The organism is Cellulosimicrobium sp. CUA-896, assembly GCF_001942335.1.
Taxonomy (GTDB): Bacteria; Actinomycetota; Actinomycetes; order Actinomycetales; family Cellulomonadaceae; genus Cellulosimicrobium.
On sequence record NZ_MKKH01000033.1, the window covers coordinates 1 to 19,485 of the forward strand.

15 protein-coding genes, 3 tRNA genes and 1 pseudogene are annotated in these 19,485 nt (G+C 73.5%); 7 read left to right on the top strand and 12 right to left on the bottom strand.

Features of this window, described 5'->3' with window-relative positions:
* A partial coding sequence (locus tag BJF88_RS20505; RefSeq protein ID WP_222843994.1) for a hypothetical protein occupies positions 1–240 on the bottom strand: 240 nt, incomplete at its 3' end.
* Between BJF88_RS20505 and BJF88_RS11100 the strand changes: the two genes are divergently transcribed.
* From BJF88_RS11100 to BJF88_RS11110, 3 genes are all read left to right on the top strand, one after another.
* On the top strand, positions 203–745 hold the full coding sequence (locus BJF88_RS11100) for an ATP/GTP-binding protein (protein WP_069387058.1): 543 nt from the start codon (positions 203–205) through the stop codon (positions 743–745). The genes BJF88_RS20505 and BJF88_RS11100 overlap by 38 nt on opposite strands.
* Before the next feature lie 188 nt (positions 746–933).
* Positions 934–1,018, top strand: a tRNA-Ser gene (locus BJF88_RS11105).
* Between the two features lie 170 nt (positions 1,019–1,188).
* Positions 1,189–1,280, top strand: a tRNA-Ser gene (locus BJF88_RS11110).
* 88 nt (positions 1,281–1,368) lie between these two features.
* Here the strand turns inward: BJF88_RS11110 and BJF88_RS19085 are convergent.
* Both BJF88_RS19085 and BJF88_RS19090 read right to left on the bottom strand, forming a co-directional pair.
* A complete protein-coding gene (locus BJF88_RS19085) occupies positions 1,369–2,742 on the bottom strand; it encodes a hypothetical protein (protein WP_075828836.1) in 1,374 nt (457 codons plus the stop codon).
* A gap of 94 nt (positions 2,743–2,836) precedes the next feature.
* Positions 2,837–3,549 (bottom strand): annotated as a pseudogene (locus BJF88_RS19090) (ABC transporter ATP-binding protein); the annotation flags it as partial.
* Positions 3,550–3,785: 236 nt separating this feature from the next.
* On the opposite strand from BJF88_RS19090, the gene BJF88_RS11125 reads away from it, so the two are divergent.
* The 4 genes from BJF88_RS11125 to BJF88_RS11140 all read left to right on the top strand — a co-directional run bounded on the left by BJF88_RS11125 (position 3,786) and on the right by BJF88_RS11140 (position 6,666).
* Positions 3,786–3,858: transfer RNA gene (locus BJF88_RS11125), tRNA-Arg, on the top strand.
* A 271-nt stretch (positions 3,859–4,129) separates the two neighbouring features.
* Positions 4,130–4,762: a diaminobutyrate acetyltransferase gene (gene ectA, locus BJF88_RS11130; RefSeq protein WP_083649064.1), complete on the top strand. Its 633-nt coding sequence runs from the start codon at positions 4,130–4,132 to the stop codon at positions 4,760–4,762.
* Between the two features lie 99 nt (positions 4,763–4,861).
* Complete coding sequence (ectB, locus tag BJF88_RS11135; RefSeq protein ID WP_255371966.1) at positions 4,862–6,160, top strand: diaminobutyrate--2-oxoglutarate transaminase; 1,299 nt, start codon at positions 4,862–4,864, stop codon at positions 6,158–6,160.
* A gap of 95 nt (positions 6,161–6,255) precedes the next feature.
* Positions 6,256–6,666: an ectoine synthase gene (locus tag BJF88_RS11140; RefSeq protein WP_075828837.1), complete on the top strand. Its 411-nt coding sequence runs from the start codon at positions 6,256–6,258 to the stop codon at positions 6,664–6,666.
* Positions 6,667–6,763: 97 nt separating this feature from the next.
* Here BJF88_RS11140 and BJF88_RS11145 read toward each other — a convergent pair whose 3' ends face one another.
* From BJF88_RS11145 to BJF88_RS11185, 9 genes are all read right to left on the bottom strand, one after another.
* The gene (locus BJF88_RS11145; RefSeq protein WP_158068927.1) at positions 6,764–7,012 is read right to left on the bottom strand and encodes a hypothetical protein; all 249 of its coding nucleotides are present in this window, start codon (positions 7,010–7,012) and stop codon (positions 6,764–6,766) included.
* Complete coding sequence (locus BJF88_RS11150; RefSeq protein ID WP_139316028.1) at positions 7,009–7,515, bottom strand: hypothetical protein; 507 nt, start codon at positions 7,513–7,515, stop codon at positions 7,009–7,011. The genes BJF88_RS11145 and BJF88_RS11150 overlap by 4 nt, the downstream gene beginning before the upstream one ends.
* Before the next feature lie 11 nt (positions 7,516–7,526).
* Positions 7,527–7,766, bottom strand: coding sequence for a hypothetical protein (locus tag BJF88_RS11155; RefSeq protein WP_075828840.1), 240 nt, complete (start codon positions 7,764–7,766; stop codon positions 7,527–7,529).
* 78 nt (positions 7,767–7,844) lie between these two features.
* On the bottom strand, positions 7,845–11,777 hold the full coding sequence (locus BJF88_RS11160; protein WP_075828841.1) for a discoidin domain-containing protein: 3,933 nt from the start codon (positions 11,775–11,777) through the stop codon (positions 7,845–7,847).
* A 326-nt stretch (positions 11,778–12,103) separates the two neighbouring features.
* Complete coding sequence (locus BJF88_RS11165) at positions 12,104–13,969, bottom strand: glycoside hydrolase family 97 C-terminal domain-containing protein (protein ID WP_075828842.1); 1,866 nt, start codon at positions 13,967–13,969, stop codon at positions 12,104–12,106.
* Entirely contained in the window at positions 13,915–15,834 is a 1,920-nt protein-coding gene (locus BJF88_RS11170; RefSeq protein WP_075828843.1) for a glycoside hydrolase family 97 catalytic domain-containing protein, read from the bottom strand. The genes BJF88_RS11165 and BJF88_RS11170 overlap by 55 nt, the downstream gene beginning before the upstream one ends.
* A gap of 223 nt (positions 15,835–16,057) precedes the next feature.
* Complete coding sequence (locus tag BJF88_RS11175) at positions 16,058–16,963, bottom strand: carbohydrate ABC transporter permease (RefSeq protein WP_075828844.1); 906 nt, start codon at positions 16,961–16,963, stop codon at positions 16,058–16,060.
* Positions 16,960–17,862, bottom strand: a complete 903-nt coding sequence (locus BJF88_RS11180; RefSeq protein ID WP_075828845.1) for a carbohydrate ABC transporter permease — start codon at positions 17,860–17,862, stop codon at positions 16,960–16,962. Before BJF88_RS11180 ends, BJF88_RS11175 begins: the two co-directional genes overlap by 4 nt.
* Positions 17,863–17,986: 124 nt before the next feature.
* Positions 17,987–19,285, bottom strand: a complete 1,299-nt coding sequence (locus BJF88_RS11185; protein ID WP_075828846.1) for an ABC transporter substrate-binding protein — start codon at positions 19,283–19,285, stop codon at positions 17,987–17,989.
* Positions 19,286–19,485 lie beyond the last annotated feature (200 nt).

A 19,485-nucleotide genomic window follows, 5' to 3' on the forward strand; every position in this document is an offset into this window, starting at 1 on the left:
AGCCGCGCCCCAGCCTGCGACCGCGCCCCAGCCGGCGACCGCAGGGCCGCCCGCCGCCGCGGGCCAGGCCCGTCGCACGTCGCCCCAGCCGGCAGCCGCGCCCCAGCCTGCGACCGCGCCCCAGCCGGCGACCGCAGGGCCGCCCGCCGCCGCGGGCCAGGCCCGTCCTGCCGCAGGTGAGCAGCGCACGGCGCCGACGGTCGTGAAGATCGTCGTCGCGGGCGGCTTCGCGGTCGGCAAGACGACGTTCATCGGCTCGATCTCCGACGTGGAGCCGCTGAACACCGAGGCCGCGATGACCGAGCACTCGGTGGGCGTGGACGACGCGGGCGGCGTGAGCGACCGCAAGACGACGACCACCGTCGCGATGGACTTCGGGCGCGTCTCGCTCCCGGGGAATCTGTGGCTGTACCTGTTCGGCACACCGGGCCAGGACCGCTTCCTCTTCATGTGGGACGACCTGGTCCGCGGTGCGATCGGGGCCGTCGTGCTCGTCGACACCGACCGTCTCGAGCAGTGCTTCCCGGCGATCGACTACTTCGAGTCGCGCAACATCCCGTTCGTGGTCGGCGTCAACTGCTTCGACGGCGTGGCCAAGCACCGGCTCGAGGACGTCCGCGAGGCCCTGCAGATCCCCGCGCACGTGCCCATGCTCTACACCGACGCCCGGTCGCGCGCGGCGACCAAGCAGACGCTCATCGCGCTCGTGCAGCTCGCGATGCGCCAGCTCCGCGGCGCGGCCTGACCGCCGCACGATCCGCGTCACGACGGCGGGCCGCCCCTGGGAGGGGCGGCCCGCCGTCGTCGTACCCGGGCCGTCGTCGTACCCGGGCCTCGTCGTACCCGGGCCTCGTCGTACCGGGCGTCGTCGTACCGGGCGTCGTCGCCCCGCGGCGCGACGTGCCACAATGTCTCGCTGAGCCGCGAGGCTCGGGAGGGCTGACAGAGCGGCCTAATGTGACGGTCTTGAAAACCGTTGTGCGGCAACGCACCGGGGGTTCGAATCCCTCGCCCTCCGCCCCGCCCGGTCCCGGTGCCGGGAACGTCCCACGGGCGCCGAGCGTGCCGTGCGCGGCCGGACGGTCGAGCGGCGGGCACGGCGCGCGGCCCGCGGTTTGGACGCGCGGCGACCCGCCGGTACCCTGGGCGACGCGGGTGCAGCATCACGGCCTTCGGCCCGGCCCGCGAGGAGACGTCGCATAGTCAGGTCTAGTGCGCCACCCTGCTAAGGTGGTAACGGGGCAACCCGTTCGAGGGTTCAAATCCCTCCGTCTCCGCCAGGAAGGTCCCGGCAGCCACGCGCCCGGGGCCTTTTCTGTTGCCCGTGTGATGCTGCCGGGCGAGGCCCGCGCCGGGTCGCCCGGGCGGCTACGCGGAGCCCGACGTCGCGAGCACGGAGCGGACGACGAACCGCGACGCACCCGCCCCGGCGAGCACGAGCCCGGAGGCGGCGGCGACGCACAGCAGGAACTGCACCACGACGCCGACGTCCGCGAACGCGTGGAGCCCGATTACGGGCGCCATGAGCAGGAGCGCCGTGCCCGTCGCGGCGCCGACGCTCACGGCGAGCGGTACGAGCGTCTCGCGGAACCTCGCCCGGTCGAGCGTGCGCACGTCCGTCCCGGCGAGGACGAGGGAGCGGTACTCGCCGCGCTGGTCGACGACCCGGCCCGCCTGCATGACGCCCGTGGAGACGCCCGCGAGCAGACCCGCGATCGCGAGGGTGAGGAAGCCGCCGGTCTTGAGATCGCCGAGCAGCTGGGCCTCCGCGGGGTCGGAGACCGCCTGCGGGTCGAAGAGCGCGACGATGCTCGCGACCCCGGCGATGAACGTCGCGAGCGCGACCCCGCCGACCGATCGCCACGCGGTCCGCGGGTCGTCGACGATGCGGCGGCCGGCGAGCAGCGTCGCGACGTGCCGCGCCCTCGCCGCGGTGATCCTGCCGACGACCCCGATGACGAACGGCCCGACGAGGTTGAGCGTCGCGAACCCGACGAGCAGGACGCCGACGACGAGCGTGATCGCGATGGCGACGGACCCGAACGACACGGTGGTGACGACGAGCATCGCGACGAACGCGACGCCCGTCGCCACGAGGCGCACCGCCCTGAGCCCGGGCGGCGTCACACGGGCCGCGACGCCGAGCGGCGTGATCGCGACGCGCCGCAGGCTGAGAAGCGCGGACGTGAGCGCGACGGCGACGACGAGCACGACGGCGACGAGCAGCGCCGGCACGCCGACCCAGAGCTCGGCGATCTCGAACGTCCGACCCTGGAACCGCAGCCGTGCCACGAGCGGCAGCAGCGCGGCATAGCCGAGGAGCCCGCCGAGCGCACCCGTCACGGCCTGGGCGGTGGCGTCGAGCATGGTGAGCGTCGTGACCTGACCGGTCGTGGCGCCCGCGAGGCGCAGCGCCGCGAGGCGCGCGTCGCGGCGGGCGACGGCGAGCCGGGCGGCCGCACCACCGAGCGTGACGAGCGGGACGAGCAGGAGGAGCGACGCGATGCCGGCGAGCAGCGGGTACTGGGTGTCGAAGGACGTGACCGACGCGTCCGCGCCCTCGCGCAGTCCCTGGACACCACCGGCGCGGTCGAGGAACGCCCTGAACCCGCCGACGACGACGAGCAGCACCGCCGTCACGGTGGCGAACGCGATGACGGCGAGGACGTTCGTCAGGCGCTGGGGATCGCGGTCGTCCGCGCTGCGGCGGCGCAGGAGCCACCACAGGTCGATGGTTCTCATCGCGGGCCCTCCTGACCGGCGCCCGTGACGGCGCCGTGGCGGGGCCCGGGACGGCCGCGGCGGCGTCGGACCCGGCGGGTGCGGAGGAGGCGGGCGCGTGGAACTCGCCGACGACGCGTCCGTCGCGCATCGTCACCGTCCGCGCGCAGTGGCGTGCGACCGCGGCGTCGTGCGTGACGACGACGAGGGCCGCGCCGGACGCCCGCGTCGCCCGGGTCAGGACGTCGAGCACCTCCGCGCCGGTCGACTGGTCGAGCGCGCCCGTGGGCTCGTCGGCGAAGACGACGCCCGGCGCGCCGACGAGCGCGCGGGCGATGGCGACGCGCTGCGCCTGCCCGCCCGACAGCTCGCCCGGGCGACGCTGCTCCATGCCGCCGAGGCCGAGGTGCGCGAGCCAGCCGGTGGCGACCGCCGTGGCCTCGGCGCGGGACCGGCCCGCGAGCATCAGCGGCAGCGCGGCGTTCTCGACCGCGGGCAGCTCGGGCAGGAGCTGGCCGGACTGGAACACGAAGCCGAAGTCCTCGCGACGCAGCACCGTGCGGCGCGCCTCGGACAGCGTCGCGAGGTCCGTGCCGCGCCACACGACGGAGCCGGACGCGGGGCGGTGATGCCGGCGAGGCAGTGGAGCAGCGTCGTCTTGCCCGAGCCGGAGGGTCCCATGACAGCGAGCGACTCGCCGGGGCGGACCGTGAGGCTCACGCCGGCGAGGGCGTGCGTCGTGGCCTGGGCGGTGCCGTAGACCTTGGTGAGCGCGCTCGCGACGAGGGGCGAGCCGCCGGGGGCGGGTGCGGGGCCGGTGGACGTCATGCCTCGATCGTGCGCGAGCGCCGCGGGGCGTCGCGTCGGGCCGTGGACGGGACCGTGCCGCGCTCGGGTCCGACCACGGGTGGAGGGCCGGTGCTGCGCGAGGACGACCCGAGGGAGCGGACCTCGTCGTGGCGTCGGTCACGCCGTCTCCGGGCAGGGTCGGTACGGTTTGGGATCGCCCGCCGGACAAGGTAGTGTTCTCGACGGCCGGTGAGCGATCAGCGGCTGCACGGCCAGCGCCCGTAGCTCAACGGATAGAGCATCTGACTACGGATCAGAAGGTTGGGGGTTCGAATCCCTCCGGGCGCACCGGGACGAACGGCTCCACCCCTCGCGGGTGGGGCCGTTCGTCGTTGCCGGCCCGTCCGCCCCGGGGCGGACGGGCCGAGCCGCTCTCCCGCCGTCCGCGAACGATCTCACCATGGGAGACGCGCGGCATCTTCGTGATCGGATCGTGACGCACCGGCCGTGATCCGCGGCAGGATGCGGATAACTCCGGGTGCCCGCGGGGCGAAATGGTCATCGAATCACCATCGACAGGTGCGAGACAGGGCGATCTGTGTCTATGGTCGTCGCTGGTATGGACACGACGACGAACGCCGCGCCTTCCGTTCCTTCGACCCCGAGCACGACCGGCAGCGACTCCGCTGCTGCGCCTGCCGAGACGCCCGCCGAGACGCTCGCCGGCACGCCCGCCGACACCGTCGGCGCGGCACCGGTGACGGTCCGCCGCCCGACCGCGGCGGACGGCGCCGCCATGTGGCGGGTCGCGCGCGACTCCGGTGAGCTCGACCTCAACTCGTCGTACGCGTACGTGCTCCTGGCCGAGCACTTCGCGGAGACGTGCCGGGTCGCCGTCGTGCCGGACGAGACGGCTGCCGGCGGCGAGCGCGTCGTCGGGTTCGTCACCGGCTACCGCCTCCCGGACGACGTCGCGCACCTGTTCGTGTGGCAGATCGCCGTGGACGCCGTCGTGCGAGGCCGCGGGATCGCCGGCCGCATGCTCGACGCGCTCGTCGACGCGGCCCCCGACGTCACCACCCTGAAGACCACCGTGGCCGAGGAGAACGTCGCCTCGCGCACCCTGTTCGTCCGCTGGGCGGCGCGACGGGGCGCCACCATCGAGACGACCCCGCTGTTCACGGCCGACCAGTTCCCCGACGCGCACGCGGACGAGCCCCTGCTCGTCATCGACGGCGTGCACCCACGCTGACACCCCTGATCTCGGGCTGCGCCGGTCCGGCGCACGAGTGACGACGCAGCCCCCGTGACCTCACGCACCCGTGCGCACCACCACAAGGAGAGCTCCTTCGTGACTACCCCGATCCTCCCGACCGCCGACGCGAACGCCGCCGACGACCCGACCGGGTTCACCGCCCTGGAGTCCGGGGTCCGCAGCTACTCGCGCGCCTGGCCCGTCGTGTTCGACCGCGCCCGCGGCGCCACGGTCCACGCCGAGGACGGCACCGAGTACCTCGACTTCTTCGCCGGCGCGGGCTCGCTCAACTACGGGCACAACAACCCCCGGCTCAAGAAGGTGCTGATCGACTACCTCGCGGACGACCGCATGGTCCACAGCCTGGACATGCTCACGACCGCCCGCCGCGACTTCCTCGAGACGTTCGAGTCGACGATCCTGCGTCCGCGCGGCCTCGACCACAAGGTCGTCTTCCCGGGCCCCGGCGGCGCGAACGCCGTCGAGGCGGCGCTCAAGCTCGCGCGCAAGGTGACGGGCCGCGAGTCCGTCATCAACTTCACCAACGCCTTCCACGGCATGACGCTCGGCGCGCTGTCGGTGACGGGCAACTCGATGAAGCGCGGCGGCGCGGGGATCCCGCTCGTCCACGCGACGCCGATGCCGTACGACGACTACTTCAACGGCGACGTCGACGACTTCGTCTACCTCGAGCGCCTGCTCGAGGACGGGGGGAGCGGCCTCAACGAGCCCGCCGCGGTGATCGTCGAGACGGTGCAGGGCGAGGGCGGCATCAACGCCGCGCGTGCGGAGTGGCTGCGTGGGCTCGCGGACCTGTGCAAGCGCCACGGCATCCTGCTCATCGTCGACGACATCCAGATGGGCTGCGGCCGCACCGGCGGGTTCTTCAGCTTCGAGGAGGCCGGGATCGTCCCGGACATCATCTGCCTCTCGAAGTCCATCTCCGGGTACGGGCTCCCGATGGCGCTCACGCTCGTGCGCCCCGAGCTCGACATCTGGGAGCCGGGCGAGCACAACGGCACCTTCCGCGGCTTCGCCCCGGCGTTCGCCACGGCCGCCGAGGCGATCCGCACCTACTGGTCCGACGACGCCCTCGAGCGCTCGACCACCGCCAAGGGCGCGCTCATCGAGTCGCACTTCAACACCTTCGTCGCGCGCTACCCCGACCACGGGCTGGTCTCCAAGGGCCGCGGCCTCGCACGAGGGCTGCAGATGGCCGACGGCGAGACCGCCGGCCGGGTGTGCGAGGAGGCCTTCGCGCGAGGTCTGCTCATGGAGACGTCGGGCCCCGACAGCGAGGTCGTCAAGCTCCTCCCGCCGCTGACGGTCACCGACGAGGAGCTGCGTCGCGGGCTCGCGATCATCGGGGACTCGCTCGCCGCCGTCCTCTCCTGACCCGTCCGGACCCGCCCAGACCGCGCGGGCCGGGGGACGTCGTCGTGACCCCGGCCCGCGCCCTCTTCCCGTCGTCCCCACCTGGAGGTATCCCCATGCTCGTGCGCACGCTCGACGAGATCACCGACACCGACGCCGACATCAAGACCGAGAACTGGCGCAGCAAGCGCATCGTCCTCGCCAAGGAGCGCGTGGGCTTCTCGGTCCACGAGACCACGCTCTACGCCGGTACCGAGAGCTTCTTCTGGTACGCGAACCACGTCGAGGCGGTGTTCATCACGTCCGGCGAGGGGGAGATCGAGGACCTCGCCACCGGCGAGGTGCACCCGCTCGCGCCCGGGACGCTCTACCTGCTGAACGACCACGACAAGCACAAGGTGCGTCCGCGCACCGACATCACGTGCGTGTGCGTGTTCAACCCGCCGGTCACCGGCCGTGAGGTCCACGACGAGAACGGCGTCTACCCGCTCGTCACGGAGCCGGAGACCGAGCCCGCGCCGGTCTGACCCGCGCCGCCGACGCCGAACCCGGGCCTGCCCACCGATCACACTGTCGATCGGTGGGCAGGCCCGTGTTCGGCACCCCGACGGTCGGGGACGCCCGTCAGCAGCCCTCCGCGTCGTAGCGGCACAGCAGGTCCCACGCCGCCTGCGCGTTCGCGACGACCGTCTCGCGCGCGACCCCGACCGTGGTCTCGCCGCCGTCGAGCGCGACCAGCGTGACCGCCGTGCCGCGCCGCGTCGCGGCGAGGTAGCTGCCCAGTGCGCCGTCGAGGTCCCCGCCGTCGGACGCCCCGTAGTAGTCCGTCGCGAGCCCCGCCCCCTGCGCGCCGACGTCGAGCGGCTCCGTCACGAACGTCGTGCCCCCGGACGTCTCGTCCGGCGACGTCCCGGCGCACGCGTCGATCGCGGCGGCGAGGCGGTCCGCCGCGGCCACGGCGCGTCGGCGTCGGGGAAGACCGCGACCTGCTGCACCCCGACGGGCCCCTCGGCCGCGCCGTCGCCCTGGGCGACGGTGAGCATGGCGGCGACGTCGGCGGGCGGCTCGGCGCCGCACGCGTCGGGCAGGCGCCACGCCGCGGCCCCCTCGCTCTCCTCGCGCGCGTCGCCCGACGCCTCCCACGCCGCCGCGGGGAGCAGCGCCTCGGCAGGAAGGTCCGTCGGCACCGCGGGCGCGGGCTCCTCGGACGCCGGGTCCGTGGCGTCGGGCTCGGAGGACGGCGTCGCGCCCCTGCTCGGGCCGGTGCCGGACGACGTCGGCGCCGCCGGGTCGGACGAGCCGGAGCAGGCGGCGAGGAGGAGAGCGGAGACGAGGGCGGAGGCGGCGAGGGCAGGCGTCCGGGTCGCGTGTCGCATGCGTGCCACCCTCACATCACGGGGCGGGCACCGCACGACGTCGCATCCTCATCCCGTCCCGACGTCGGCGCGCTCGAGGGACGTAGCCACGCGAGGACGCCGAGCACGACCGTGTCACGAGCCCCGGCCGGCAGCAGGCCGCGCAGCACCCACCAGACGGCGCGCGGGTCCACCCGGTGCTGCGAGGGCCGCAGGCGCAGCGGCCGACCGGGACCGGTGCGCGGGTCGTCGAGGTCCTCGGGGTCGCCCATGCCGCGCACGACCCCACGCCGCCCGGGCGGTGCGGATCACCCGGGCGGCGTCTCCGGGCCGTGCGCGGCCCGCGGAGGTCAGCCGCAGGAGGGAGCGGCGTGCTCCACGGTGGTCGTGGTCTCCCGGTCGTCGCCCGCGCCGTCGGGCCGCGCGGTGACGGTCACGACGCCGGCCTCCGGTGCTGCGTCGCGGACGGCGAACGCCTGGTAGGCGTTGCGACCCGGGGCGACGGCGTCGAACTCCTTCGTCCCGTACGGCGTGGCGACCACGACGTCGAGCGCGACGTCGTCGTCGTTGACCACCCGTACGGCGACGTACGGCCGGCCGGCGAGGCACCGCAGGTCCGCCGTCGCGCGGACCGCCACGGACGTCGGCACGTCGGGGTCGGCCGCGCCGGGCTCGAGCACCCGGAGCGTCGCGAGGCCCGGGTCGCCGTCCGCCCAGGCCGTGCTGAGCGCGACGTAGCGGGCGGTCCGGTCGACGGCGAGCGTCCCGCGCGACGAGCCCCCGCGGAACTCCCCGACATCGGTGAAGGTCAGTCCGTCGTCGCTCACGGACACGACCGCGTCGGGCGCGCCGCCGCGCTCCCACGTCGTGACCACCGTCCCGATCGCGCGCACGCTCCCCAGGTCGGTGACCATCCGGCCGTCCGGCCCGGGGACCCAGGTCGTGGCGGCGTCGCCGTCGACCGCGAGGGCGGGCGACGTCATGCCCGCGGGCAGGACCGACGCGGGGAACGTCAGCGTGCTCAGGGCGTGGTCCGCGACGGGGAACGGCGTCGCGCCGGGGAAGCGCACCGTCGTGCCCGACGGCGACGCCCCCGCCGTCCGCGTGCCGCCGGTCTCGGCGTTGCGCACCTCGACGGGCTCGTCGCCCGTCACCACGACCGTGCGGGCGTCGTCGACGGTGACCGTGGCACCGGCCGGCGCGACGTCCCCGTGCCCGGCGACCGTCGCCCGGGGCGCGAGCACGACGGCGTCGCCGGCGGGGATGCTCAGCTCGAGCGTGGACGCGGTCGCGCCGATCGTCTGGGTGCCGTCGAGCACGGGGACCGGGCCGCCGTCGTGCGGGACGGTCACGGCCGTCGTCACGTCGGCACCCGTGAGGTTGAACGCGACGAGGTACCCGTCGAGGGACGTCACGAGCACGCCGTCGGCGTCCGCGGTCGGGACGGGGCGCGCCGCCAGCGCGGCCGTCGCCTGCGCGTCGCCGGGCACCATCTCCACGAGACGGGGGCCGGTCGCGCCGTCGGCCAGGCGCACGACGTGACGCGTGTCCGTCGGGCTCGAGACGCTGATCGCGCCGTCCGTGCCCGGCGTGCCGTCCGCCCCGCGGACGACGAAGCCCGCGACGCCCTCGACGTCGATCCACGCCGCGTCCTCGTCGCGCAGCTCCTCGTCACCGATGAACCGGTAGGACGCGGCGTCGTGCCACGCTTGCCCGTCGAGCGACGTCTGCACGCGGTACTCCTGCCCCGCGGCGGACTCCCAGCCGAGCTGGACCTGCGCCACGTCCACCGCCTCGCCGAGGTCCACCTGGACCCAGGAGTCGGCGCGCGACCGGTCGTCGCGCGACACGGCCCAGCGCGTCGTCGGGCTGCCGTCGGTGACGGCGCTCGCGGGGTGGGCGCCGTCGGCGCTCGAGGCGGTCGCGGGGCGGCCGGCGGCGAGGTCCGTGCCGTCGGGCGCGAACGCGCGTAGGTGGTAGAGCGAGTAGCCGTACTCGGGGTTGCCGCGCACGCCCTGCATCCGCACGTAGCGGGTGGTCACCGGCGCCGGGACCTGGGCGTCCGGCGGCACGAGGTCGACCGTGTCGAGGCGTGCGACGTTCACGTCCGCGCCGGCCCTGCCGTACGACGTCGCCGTCGTCCACGTCTGACCGTCGGTGGACGTCTGAACGAGGTAGCGCGCCCCGGCGCTGGCCTCCCACGCCACGCGCACCGCGTCGACGGTCGTCTCCTCGCCGAGGTCGACCTGGATCCAGCTGTCCGGGCGCGAGCGCTCGCCGACGGCGACCGCCCACCGCGTCGACGGGTTGCCGTCGGTGACGCGTGCGGCGGTGCGGCCGTTCGCGGCGTCCTCGCTCGACGCCGTGGCCGGACGGCCCGCGGCGAGGTCGGACCCGTCGCCCGGGCCGTACGCGTGCAGCGCGAACATCGAGTACCCGTAGCGCGGGTGGCCCTCCTGGCCGAGCACCCGCACGTAGCGTGCCGTGACGGGGGCGAACGCGAGGTCGTCGACGCGGGCGGCGTTCGCGTCCGCCGGGTCGTCGGGGCGCGTGACCGGGAGGGTGACCGTCGTCTCGCCCGCGGCCGTGGTGTACGTCCGGGAGCCGTCGAGCTCGGAGTAGCCGCCCATGTCGAGGTTGCGCACGGACAGGCTCGCGTCGTCCGCGCCGGCACCGGTGGAGGCGTAGACCGCCGCGCCGGTCGGGAGGGTCACCTGCCCGGCGTAGCCGTCACCGACGCGGAGCACCGTCGAGGTGCCCTCGAATCCGTCGCGCGGCGCCGTGTACGTCGTGACCCGGCGCTCGTCGACCGTCGCCCCGGGGTTCGGGTACAGGTACGGGGTGGACCCGGAGACGTGGAACAGCCACGAGTCGTGGCCGGGGACCCACGGGAACTTCACGAACCCGCGGCGGCTCCCGGCCGCGGCCCACGCGTCGGACGACTGCTGGACCGTGAGCCCGGGGCCGTCGCCGAAGTCGCGCACGCCGGCCAGGCCTGCGAAGAGCTCGTCCTCGGGCGTGGGCACGACGGGGCCGTCCTCGTGCTCGGCGGCCTCGACGTGCAGCAGGTAGGAGATCGCGATCTCGGCGCGCGCCTCGGGCTCGTACTTGGGCTCGCCCGAGAACTTGGTGAGCCGGTCGACCGGCGGGTACGCCTGGTAGTCCTCGAGCGCGGCGGCGAGCCCGGCCTCGGCCGCCGCGGCGTCGGGGTCGCGCAGCACCTGGCCGAGGAACGCCATGGGCAGCACGTCGCGCCCGTAGAGGAACTCGCGGTCGGCGACCATGGGCATGAACGGCTCGCCCTGCTCGGACATCACGAGCTTGATCGACTCCCACAGCTCCGCGGCGTTCGGCTGCCGCGTAAGGATCTCCGGCAGCGGCTCGTCGTGCAGGAGGAAGTGGATCGCGTTGCGCCCGCCCGAGCGCCAGATGTCCGACTGGTAGTGCGGGCCGAACGACCCGTGGTTCTCCACGAGGTACGTGTCGTAGATCGTCTGCATCGTGTTGGTCGACACCGGCTCGCCGGCCACGACGGCGGGGTTGTTGCGGTCCGCCGTCGGCTGCCCGGCCGCGTTGCGTCCCCAGTCGCCGAGCTGGTCGGCCCAGCGGTCGGCGTCGGGGTCGTCGGGCGCCCACGCGAGGCCCGGGGCGAGCGCCTGCGTGTAGACGCCGACCTCCTCCTGCGCGGTGTCGCCGACGTGCTTGCCGTCGGGCCAGTCCGCGGTCCAGCTGCCCGACAGCGGGTCACGCCCGAAGTCGAGGTCGGCCGTGTAGCGGGACTGCTCGGTCGCGATGGTCGTGAGGTTCTCGCGCGTCGCGGCGTCGAGCTCGTCCCACAGGAGCGTGCCCGCGGCGAGGAAGTAGGACTGGAACGTCGAGTCCCAGAACAGCCGCTGGCCCCACGTGCCCGCCGGGTCCACGTTCCGGTTGGTCGCGGCGTAGTGCTCGATGGTCGCGAGCGTCTGCGCGCGCAGCTCGTCCTCGGAGACCCCGGCGAGCTCCGCGTCGTACTCGCCGTGCGTGAGCAGCACGGCGTTGCCGAGCACGACGGCGAAGTTCATGTCCTTCGACTGGTACACGCCCGCCGACTCGTCCCAGACGCTCTCGACCCACCGCGTGTGGCGCAGCAGGGCCGCGTAGTAGTCGGCGGCGATCGCGTCGGGCGCGCCGTACGCGACCTCGCCGTACGCGACCTGGCCGGACGCGTCCGGCCCCGCCGCGGCCGGATCGCCCTGGGCCGGCAGGCCGGTGAGGACCAGCGACCCCGCGGCGAGCAGCGCCACGGCACCGCCACGGAGCCTGCCGCGACCGTGCCGGGACCGTCGGGGGGAGGGGTGACGCAACGGTTCGCGCGACGGACGGCGCGGCGACTGGTGTTCCATGGGACCTCGTTCGGTGTCGTCGTCGACAGGGACGTGCGGTCGGCGCCCGAGCTGTGCGGTGGGCGCGGCGGGCCTCCCCGCGGACGATACCGGGGTGTGACAGCGCTGTCCAGGGTGCGGTCCGTCGGACGGTCTCCGGTCCCGCCGACGGGAAGAGCCCCGGCCCGAGGGCCGGGGCTCTCCCGTCGCACATGCCCCGCGGCTGGGCCGCGAGGCCGTCGCTCGCGTCAGCGGCAGGCTGCCGCCGGGACGTCGACGGGGATCTCGGCGTCGAGCGCCTCCCCGCCGAGGGTGCCGCTCACCACGGCGGTCGCCGTCGACGCGTCGAGCGCCGCGGAACGCGTCGCGAACGCGTGGTACGCCGACGCGCCCGGCGCGACGGCGTCGAACGACCGCTCGCCGGCGTCCGTGCGGAGCGTGACGGCGAGGTCGACCGGCACGTCCTCGGCGTTGAGCGCGCGCACCGCGACGTACGCCTGGCCGCCCAGGCAGCGCGTCGAGGCCTCGACCGTGACGTCGACGCCACGACCCGGGTCCGCCACGAGCACGCCGCTCGAGGGGACGAGCCGCACGTGGTCCACGTTGACGTGGCCCGTGTCGCCCGGGGCGAAGCGCAGACCGACCGAGGAGGCGTCGGCGCCCTCGAACGTCACGCGGACCGGCTCGGTGTAGCCCCAGCGCCGCCACCGGTTCGCGTCCTGCCCGAGGTTGGGCAGGGCCACCGGTCCGGCGACCTCGCCGTCGACGGTCAGCGACAGCTGCCGGTCGAGCGGTGCGACGACCATGCCGTTCGCGTAGCGGAACGACACGTCGTAGCTCGTGCCCGCGGCGACGTCGACGTCGACGGAGAACGCGGCGCCCTCGCGCGACAGCGTCCGCACGAAGCCGGAGCCCGTGTAGCCGGGGTGCTCGGTCGTCGTGATCGCACCGCCGGAGAGGGCACCGTCCTCCGCCTCGAGGACGAGCGCCGTGCGCTGGGCCTCCACGAGCGCGAGGAGCCCCGCGACGGCGTCGCCGGCCCCGCCCTGCAGCGCCGTCGCCGCCCGCTCCAGCGTGCGGTCCACCGCCTCGGCGTCGCCGCGCACGGCGGCGCGCAGAGCGGCCGTGAGCGGCGCGCGCACGGCGTCGACGACGTCCTGCGCGGCACCGCTCGCGGACTCCGCGTCGCGCAGCGCGACGAGCAGCGCGGGGATCCCGACGCGCTCGCCGAGCCACGGCTCCACCTGCGCGTCGAGCGCCGCGAGGGCGTCGCCGTCCACGTCGTCCGCGGAGCGGGAGACGAGGGCGCTGCGCAGGCCCTGCGCCGCCTGCTCGACGGCGGCGAGGTCACCGGCGTCGGCCGCCACCGCCAGCGCGTCGACGCGCGCGTCGAGCACGCGCGCCGTCGCCGAGGTGACGTCGCCGTCGACGCGCGCCGCGTCGAGCAGCTCGCCCAGCGCGGCCGTGTCGGGGAACGGCAGCAGCGGCACGTCCGTCGACGCGCCGGCCTCGCCGGTGCCGCTCGCGAGCGCGAGGTCGGTGGTCGCGGCGTAGGGCACCGCGTCGGCGTCGACCGTGAACGTCAGCGTGCGGGTCTGCCCACCGCCGATCCGCGTGGCCGTCCCGGGGACCGTCTCGCCGTCGAGGACGAGTCGCGCCTCGGTGACCGAGGTGCCCGCGTTGCGGGCGTCGAGGGTGACGTCGACCGTGCGGGTGACCGGGTCGAAGTCCGTCGTGACGTCGCCGACCACGTCGACCCGCGGCCGCTGGTACGCCTCGAGGGACGCGAGCTGCTCGGGCGTCGCCGGGCGCAGGCGCAGCGCCTGCCCGCCGGCGCCGACGAGCGAGGCGCTGAGGACGTCGTCCGACGTCACGAGCGACCGCGTCACCTCGACGGCGGTCGGGTTGCCCTTCCAGCTCGCGTCCTGCGCGTCGGCCCAGACCTCGGCGACGTACGTGACGTCGTCGTCCAGCACGTCCAGCGGGACGTCGAGCGTGCGGTCGTTCTCGTCCGTGACCACGCCGACGTACCAGGCGTCGCCGCTGCGGCGCGCCGTCGTCACGTGGTCGCCGATCTCGGCGTCGACGTGCGACTCGTCCCACGTCGCGGGCATGTCACGCAGGTACTCGAACGACTCGGGGACCTCGCGTAGTTCTCCGGCGTGTCCGCGAGCATCTGCAGCGGGCTGTAGAACGTCGTGTACAGCGCGAGCTGCGTCGTGGTGGTCGTCTGCACGCGCGTGCCGAGGTTCGCCGGGTCCCACAGCACGTCGAGCACGCCGGGCGTGTAGTCGGCGGGCCCGCCGATCCAGCGGGTGAACGGCAGGATGGTCGCCTGCTCGGGCGGGTTGCCGTTCGAGCCCATGTAGTTCTGCTGCTCCATCCCCGCGACGCCCTCGCCGGTCATCATGTTGGGGTAGGTGCGCTCCTTGCCCGTCGGCTTGATCGCCTCGTGCGCGTTGATCGAGATGCCGTGCCGCGCGGCGGCGTCGATGACCCGCTGGAAGTGCTTGACCGCCTCCTGGTCGAAGGTGCTGCGGTTCACGCCGCCGAGCTCGAAGCGCGTCGCGTAGCCGGTCTTGATGGCGTGGATCCCCCACTCCTCGTACTGGCTGAAGATCTCCTCGAGGTGCGCGTCGTAGTAGTCCACGTAGCCGCGTGTCTCGTTGTGCGCGACGAACCCGACGCCCTTCGACTCCGCGTAGGCGAGCACCTCGTCGATGTCCACGTCGGCCTGCGGCGTCACGAAGTCCTGGTTGGTCCACGACCCGCCGGAGTTCGTGTTCCACCCCTCGGCGAGGACGTACTCCGCCCCCGCCTCGGCGGCGAGGTCGACGTACTCCTTGATGCGCTCGGTCGTCGCGCCGTGGTTCGGGCCCGCGTTCCACGTCGTGTCGCGGCGCTGGAGCTCCCACCACACACCGGTGTAGGTGCCGGGGTCGATCCAGTCCGTCGTGTCGTCCACGCCGTCGCCGTCGGAGTCGACGTCGCAGATCGCGCACGGGTCGTTGAGGTTCTGGATCAGGTGCGACTCCGCGAGGTCGCCCGCGGCGCGGCCCACCTGCACGGTGCGCCACGGCGTGACGACGTCCTGCTCGCTCGCGTCGAGCACGGCCTTGGTCCCGTCCGGGAGGGCGATCAGGTCGCTCACGAACGTCCCGGGCTCGCCGTCGACGCGGTCGAGCGTCATGCTCGCGTAGTCGGTGAGGTCGGCCTCGTGCACGGCGAGGAACAGGCCGTCACCGCGCGAGAACGTGATCGGGGTCTGCGCGGTCGCGACCTGGTCGATCGGCGCCGTCCTGTAGTGCTTCTCGTCGGCGCGCCAGTCGGTGCCGGCCGCGAGATAGTACGCGGTCAGGTCGTCAGCGAGCGCGAACTCGGTGCTCTCGGACGTCACGACGAACGGGCCGTCCAGCGCGTCCTGCTGCGGCAGCACGTACCGGAAGCCGATGCCGTCGTCGAAGACGCGGGCGACGACGTCGACCTCGAGGCCGGACTCGTGGACCGCGTGCACCGTGAGCTCGTTCGCGTGGTTGCGGACCGACGACTGCGTCCCCCAGGCGGGGGTCCACGTCTCGTCGACCTCGTCGCGCTCGACGGACGCGATCGTCATCCCCGACGTCAGGTCGACGTCGGGGTCGCGCAGCACGAGGCCGAGGCCGGACGCCCCGACGACCGACGTCGTGCCGTCCCGCACGACGTCGTACGTGAGACGCCCGTCCACGACGCCGACCGTGAGGTCGAGGGTGCCGTCGGGCGAGACGACGTCGTGACCGGTCACGGCGCTCACGGCCGCGAGCGGCACCGTGGCCGGGGGCGCGGCGGAGAGCGTGGCGGCGGTCGCGGCGGCTGCCGGTACGCCGGCCCCGACGGGGGCCACGAGGGCGAGCCCGAGGGTGAGGGCGGTCAGACGCCGGGGCGCGCGTGGCGCGGACCGGTCGTCGTGCACGTGGGGAGGGGAGAGGGTGCGATGGCGCATGCGAGGAGCTCCTGGGACGTCGTCGTCGGTGGGAGGGGGCAGGGCGCCGCGGGTGGCGGCGTGCTGCCCGTGCTGCGACCGCGGGGTGGGCGGTGGCCGTCGAGCGGGGTGGTGGCGCGTCGTCGCGCCGCGTGTGCGAGGAAGGGGGCCGAGGTCGTGGGCCGGGCTCGTCGAGCCCTGCCCACGACCGCGACCCCCTTCGCGTCGTGCGGTGGTCTGCGGCTCAGCCCTTGACCGAGCCGGACATCAGGCCGCCCACGAAGTACTTGCCGAGGATGATGTAGACGAGCAGCGTGGGCAGCGACGCGAAGAGCGCGCCGGCCATGGAGACGCCGTAGTTCTGCAGCAGCGCGCCGTTGGCCAGGTTGTTCAGCGCGAGCGTGACGGGGCCGTTCTGGCTCGAGGAGAAGAACACGGCGAAGAGGAAGTCGTTCCATGCCGACGTGAACTGCCAGATGAGCACGACCACGAAGCTCGGGACCGAGATCGGCAGGAGGATCGACCAGTACGTGCGGAGCATGCCCGCGCCGTCGACGCGCGCGGCCTCGATGAGCTCGTGCGGCACGGTCATGTAGTAGTTGCGGAAGATCAGCGTCGTGATCGGGATGCCGAAGATCACGTGCAGCATGATCAGCGTCGGGATGCCGCTCGGGACGCCGAGGTCCAGCACGAGCAGCTGGTTCAGCGGGATGATCACCGCCTGGTACGGGATGAACATGCCGAAGAGGATGAGCGTGAAGACGATGTTCGCGCCCTTGAAGGACCACCGCGACAGCACGAAGCCGTTGAGCGAGCCGAGGAACGCCGCGATGATCGAGGCCGGGATCACCATCTGCAGCGTGCGCCAGATGGCGGGGGACAGCGACGTCCACGCGGTCTGCCAGTTGTCGAGGGTCCACACCTCCGGGAGCGCCCAGGCACGGGCCGGGGACGCGTCGCCAGCGCCCTTGAAGCTCGTGACGAACAGGACGTACACGGGGATGAGGACGATCAGCAGGAAGAGGATGAGCGCCGCGTACTTCAGCGTGCGGCCGAGGCTGAACCGGTTGCGCGGCCGCTCGGTGCGCGTCTCGCGCGGGGTGCCGACGACGTCGGGGGTGGGGACCGCCGGGGTCGAGGTGGTGGTCATCGCTTCTCCTGACGGTTGGTGCGGATCAGGTACGGCACGATGACGACCGCGACGATGACCAGCAGGATCGAGCCGACGGCAGCGGCGTTCGCGTAGTCGAAGCTCGACTTGAACACGTACATGTCGACGGCGGGGACCTTGGTCTGGTAGTTCGCGGGCTTCGAGATCGACATGATGAGGTCGAACGCCTTGAGCGACATGTGGCCGATGATGATCAGCGCCGACAGCGCGATGGGCGACAGCTGCGGGAAGAGCACGTGGCGGTACAGCTTCCACTCGCTCGCGCCGTCCATGCGGGCGGCCTCGCGCAGCTCGTCGGGGATGCCGCGGAAGCCGGCGAGGAACAGGGCCATCACGTAGCCGGACAGCTGCCAGATCGCGGGGATCGCGATCGCGACGATGCCGACGCTGACGTTGTTCCACCAGTTGTTCTGCAGCGCGTCGAGCCCGATGATCTGGAACAGCCGGTTGAGGCCCGAGGCGGACTCGCCCTGGTTCGAGTTGAGCAGCCAGCGCCAGACCACGCCCGAGGCCACGAACGACACGGCCATCGGGAAGAGGTAGATCGAGCGGAAGATGCCCTCGCCGCGCATCGGCTTGTCGAGGAGCCACGCCCACACGAACCCCATGAGCATGGTCCCGGCGAGGAAGACCACGGTGTAGAGCACGAGGTTCTTCAGCGAGTGCTGGAACGCCTCGTCGCCGAGGAGGGCGAAGTAGTTCTGGAACCACACGACGGCCGACGGCTCCTGGCCGGTCGCCTGGGCGGCGGTGTGGTTGTCCGTGATCGACGTCCGGAAGTTGGCTCCGATGAGCCCGTAGACGAAGACGGCGACGAGGATGAGCGAGGGGGCGAGGAGCAGCAGGGGTGGCCCCGCCCGCCGCAGTGACTTGAGCATGGTGGTCTTCCCGTCCTGGGCGCGGTGCTGCGCCTGGTTCCTGGTGTCCGAGCGGTTCCGGCTGGACGCGACCGCGCGCCGTCGGGTCGTCCCGACGCGCGCGGCCGCGCGAGGTCGCGTCGGCTCAGCCCTGCGCGGCGGCCGCGAGCTCGGACTGGTACGTCGCGAGGTCGGAGGCGCCGGAGGTGAACTTGCTCGTCGCGTCCGAGATCGCGTTGAGCGTCGCGACGGGGGTCGCGGCACCGTGCGCGAGCGAGGACACGATCGTGTCCTGGCCGAACGACTCGATGGCCGTCTGCTGGTACTCGGAGAACTCCGACGGGTCGGCGTCCGTGCGGGCCGGGATGGAGCCCTTGGCCTTGTTGAACGCGACCTGGCCCTCGAGCGAGCCGACGGTCTCGAGCCACGCCTTGGCGCCGTCGGGGTGCGGCGCGCCCACCGGGAGGGTGAACGAGTCGGCGAGGAAGTCGAACACGCCGTCCGTGCCCGGCACGGGGAAGGCCACGAAGTCGGTGCCGAGGGCCTTGTCCTGCTCCTCGAACGCCGCGACCGCCCAGTCGCCCATGACGTTGAACGCGGCGTTGCCGTCGATCACCATCTGGGTCGCCTCGGGCCAGTCGAGCCCGTCACGGTCGGAGTTGGTGTAGCTCATGAGCTGCTCGAAGTCCTCGAGAGCGGCCGTGACCTCCGCGCTCTCCCAGTCGGTCGAGCCGTCCCACAGACCGTTGTACGCCTCGGCGCCGAGACCGGCGAGGAGCACCGTCTCGAGAAGGTGCACCTGGGTCCAGGTGGTCGCGACGGACAGCGGGGTGACGCCCGCGGCCTGCAGCGTGTCGAGGTCCGCCATCCACGCGTCGAGGTCGGCGTACTCGGCGGCCGGGTCGATGCCGTTCTCCTCGAGGACGGTCGGGTTGGCCCACACGACGTTGGCGCGGTGCACGTTCGACGGGATCGAGTAGATCGCGCCGTCCTCGGCCGTGACGCGGTCGACCAGGTCCGCCGGGAAGACGTCGGTGAGGCCGAACTCGTCGTAGAGGTCCGAGACGTCCTCGATCTGCGCGGCGTCGATGTAGTCCTGGAGCTCCGCGCCGGCGTGCGCCTGGAACGTGTCCGGCGGGTCCTGCGCCTGGAGGCGGGACTGGAGCAGGTCCTTCGCGGCCGAGCCGGCGCCGCCGGCGACCGCGCCGTTGATGAACTCGACGTCCGGGTGCTGCTCGTTGAACACGCCGACCAGGGCGTCGAGGCCGGCCTTCTCCGAGCCTGCGGCCCACCAGGTGAAGACCTCCACCTCGTCGGCGCCGCCGCCGTTGCCGTCGTCACCGGAACCACCGTCACCGGAACCGCCGCTGCTGCACGCGGCGAGTGCGAGACCCACGAGGGCGGCACCGGCCACCGTCGCGCTCGTCCTGCGATTGAGTCGCATCGTGTCTTTCCCTACGCCTTCTTCGGTCGTGGGGGACCGGAGGTGCGGGGAGCGCACCGTCACCGGCCGGGCGCATCGGTGCGCCCTCGAACCCGACGCCCATACAACGGCGGCCCGACGTTGATGTCAAGAAGTGAACGCAAACGAGTCCGTTTCGTGATGTCGCCGTCAGGTCGTGGATTCAACGAGGTCGCAGGCCC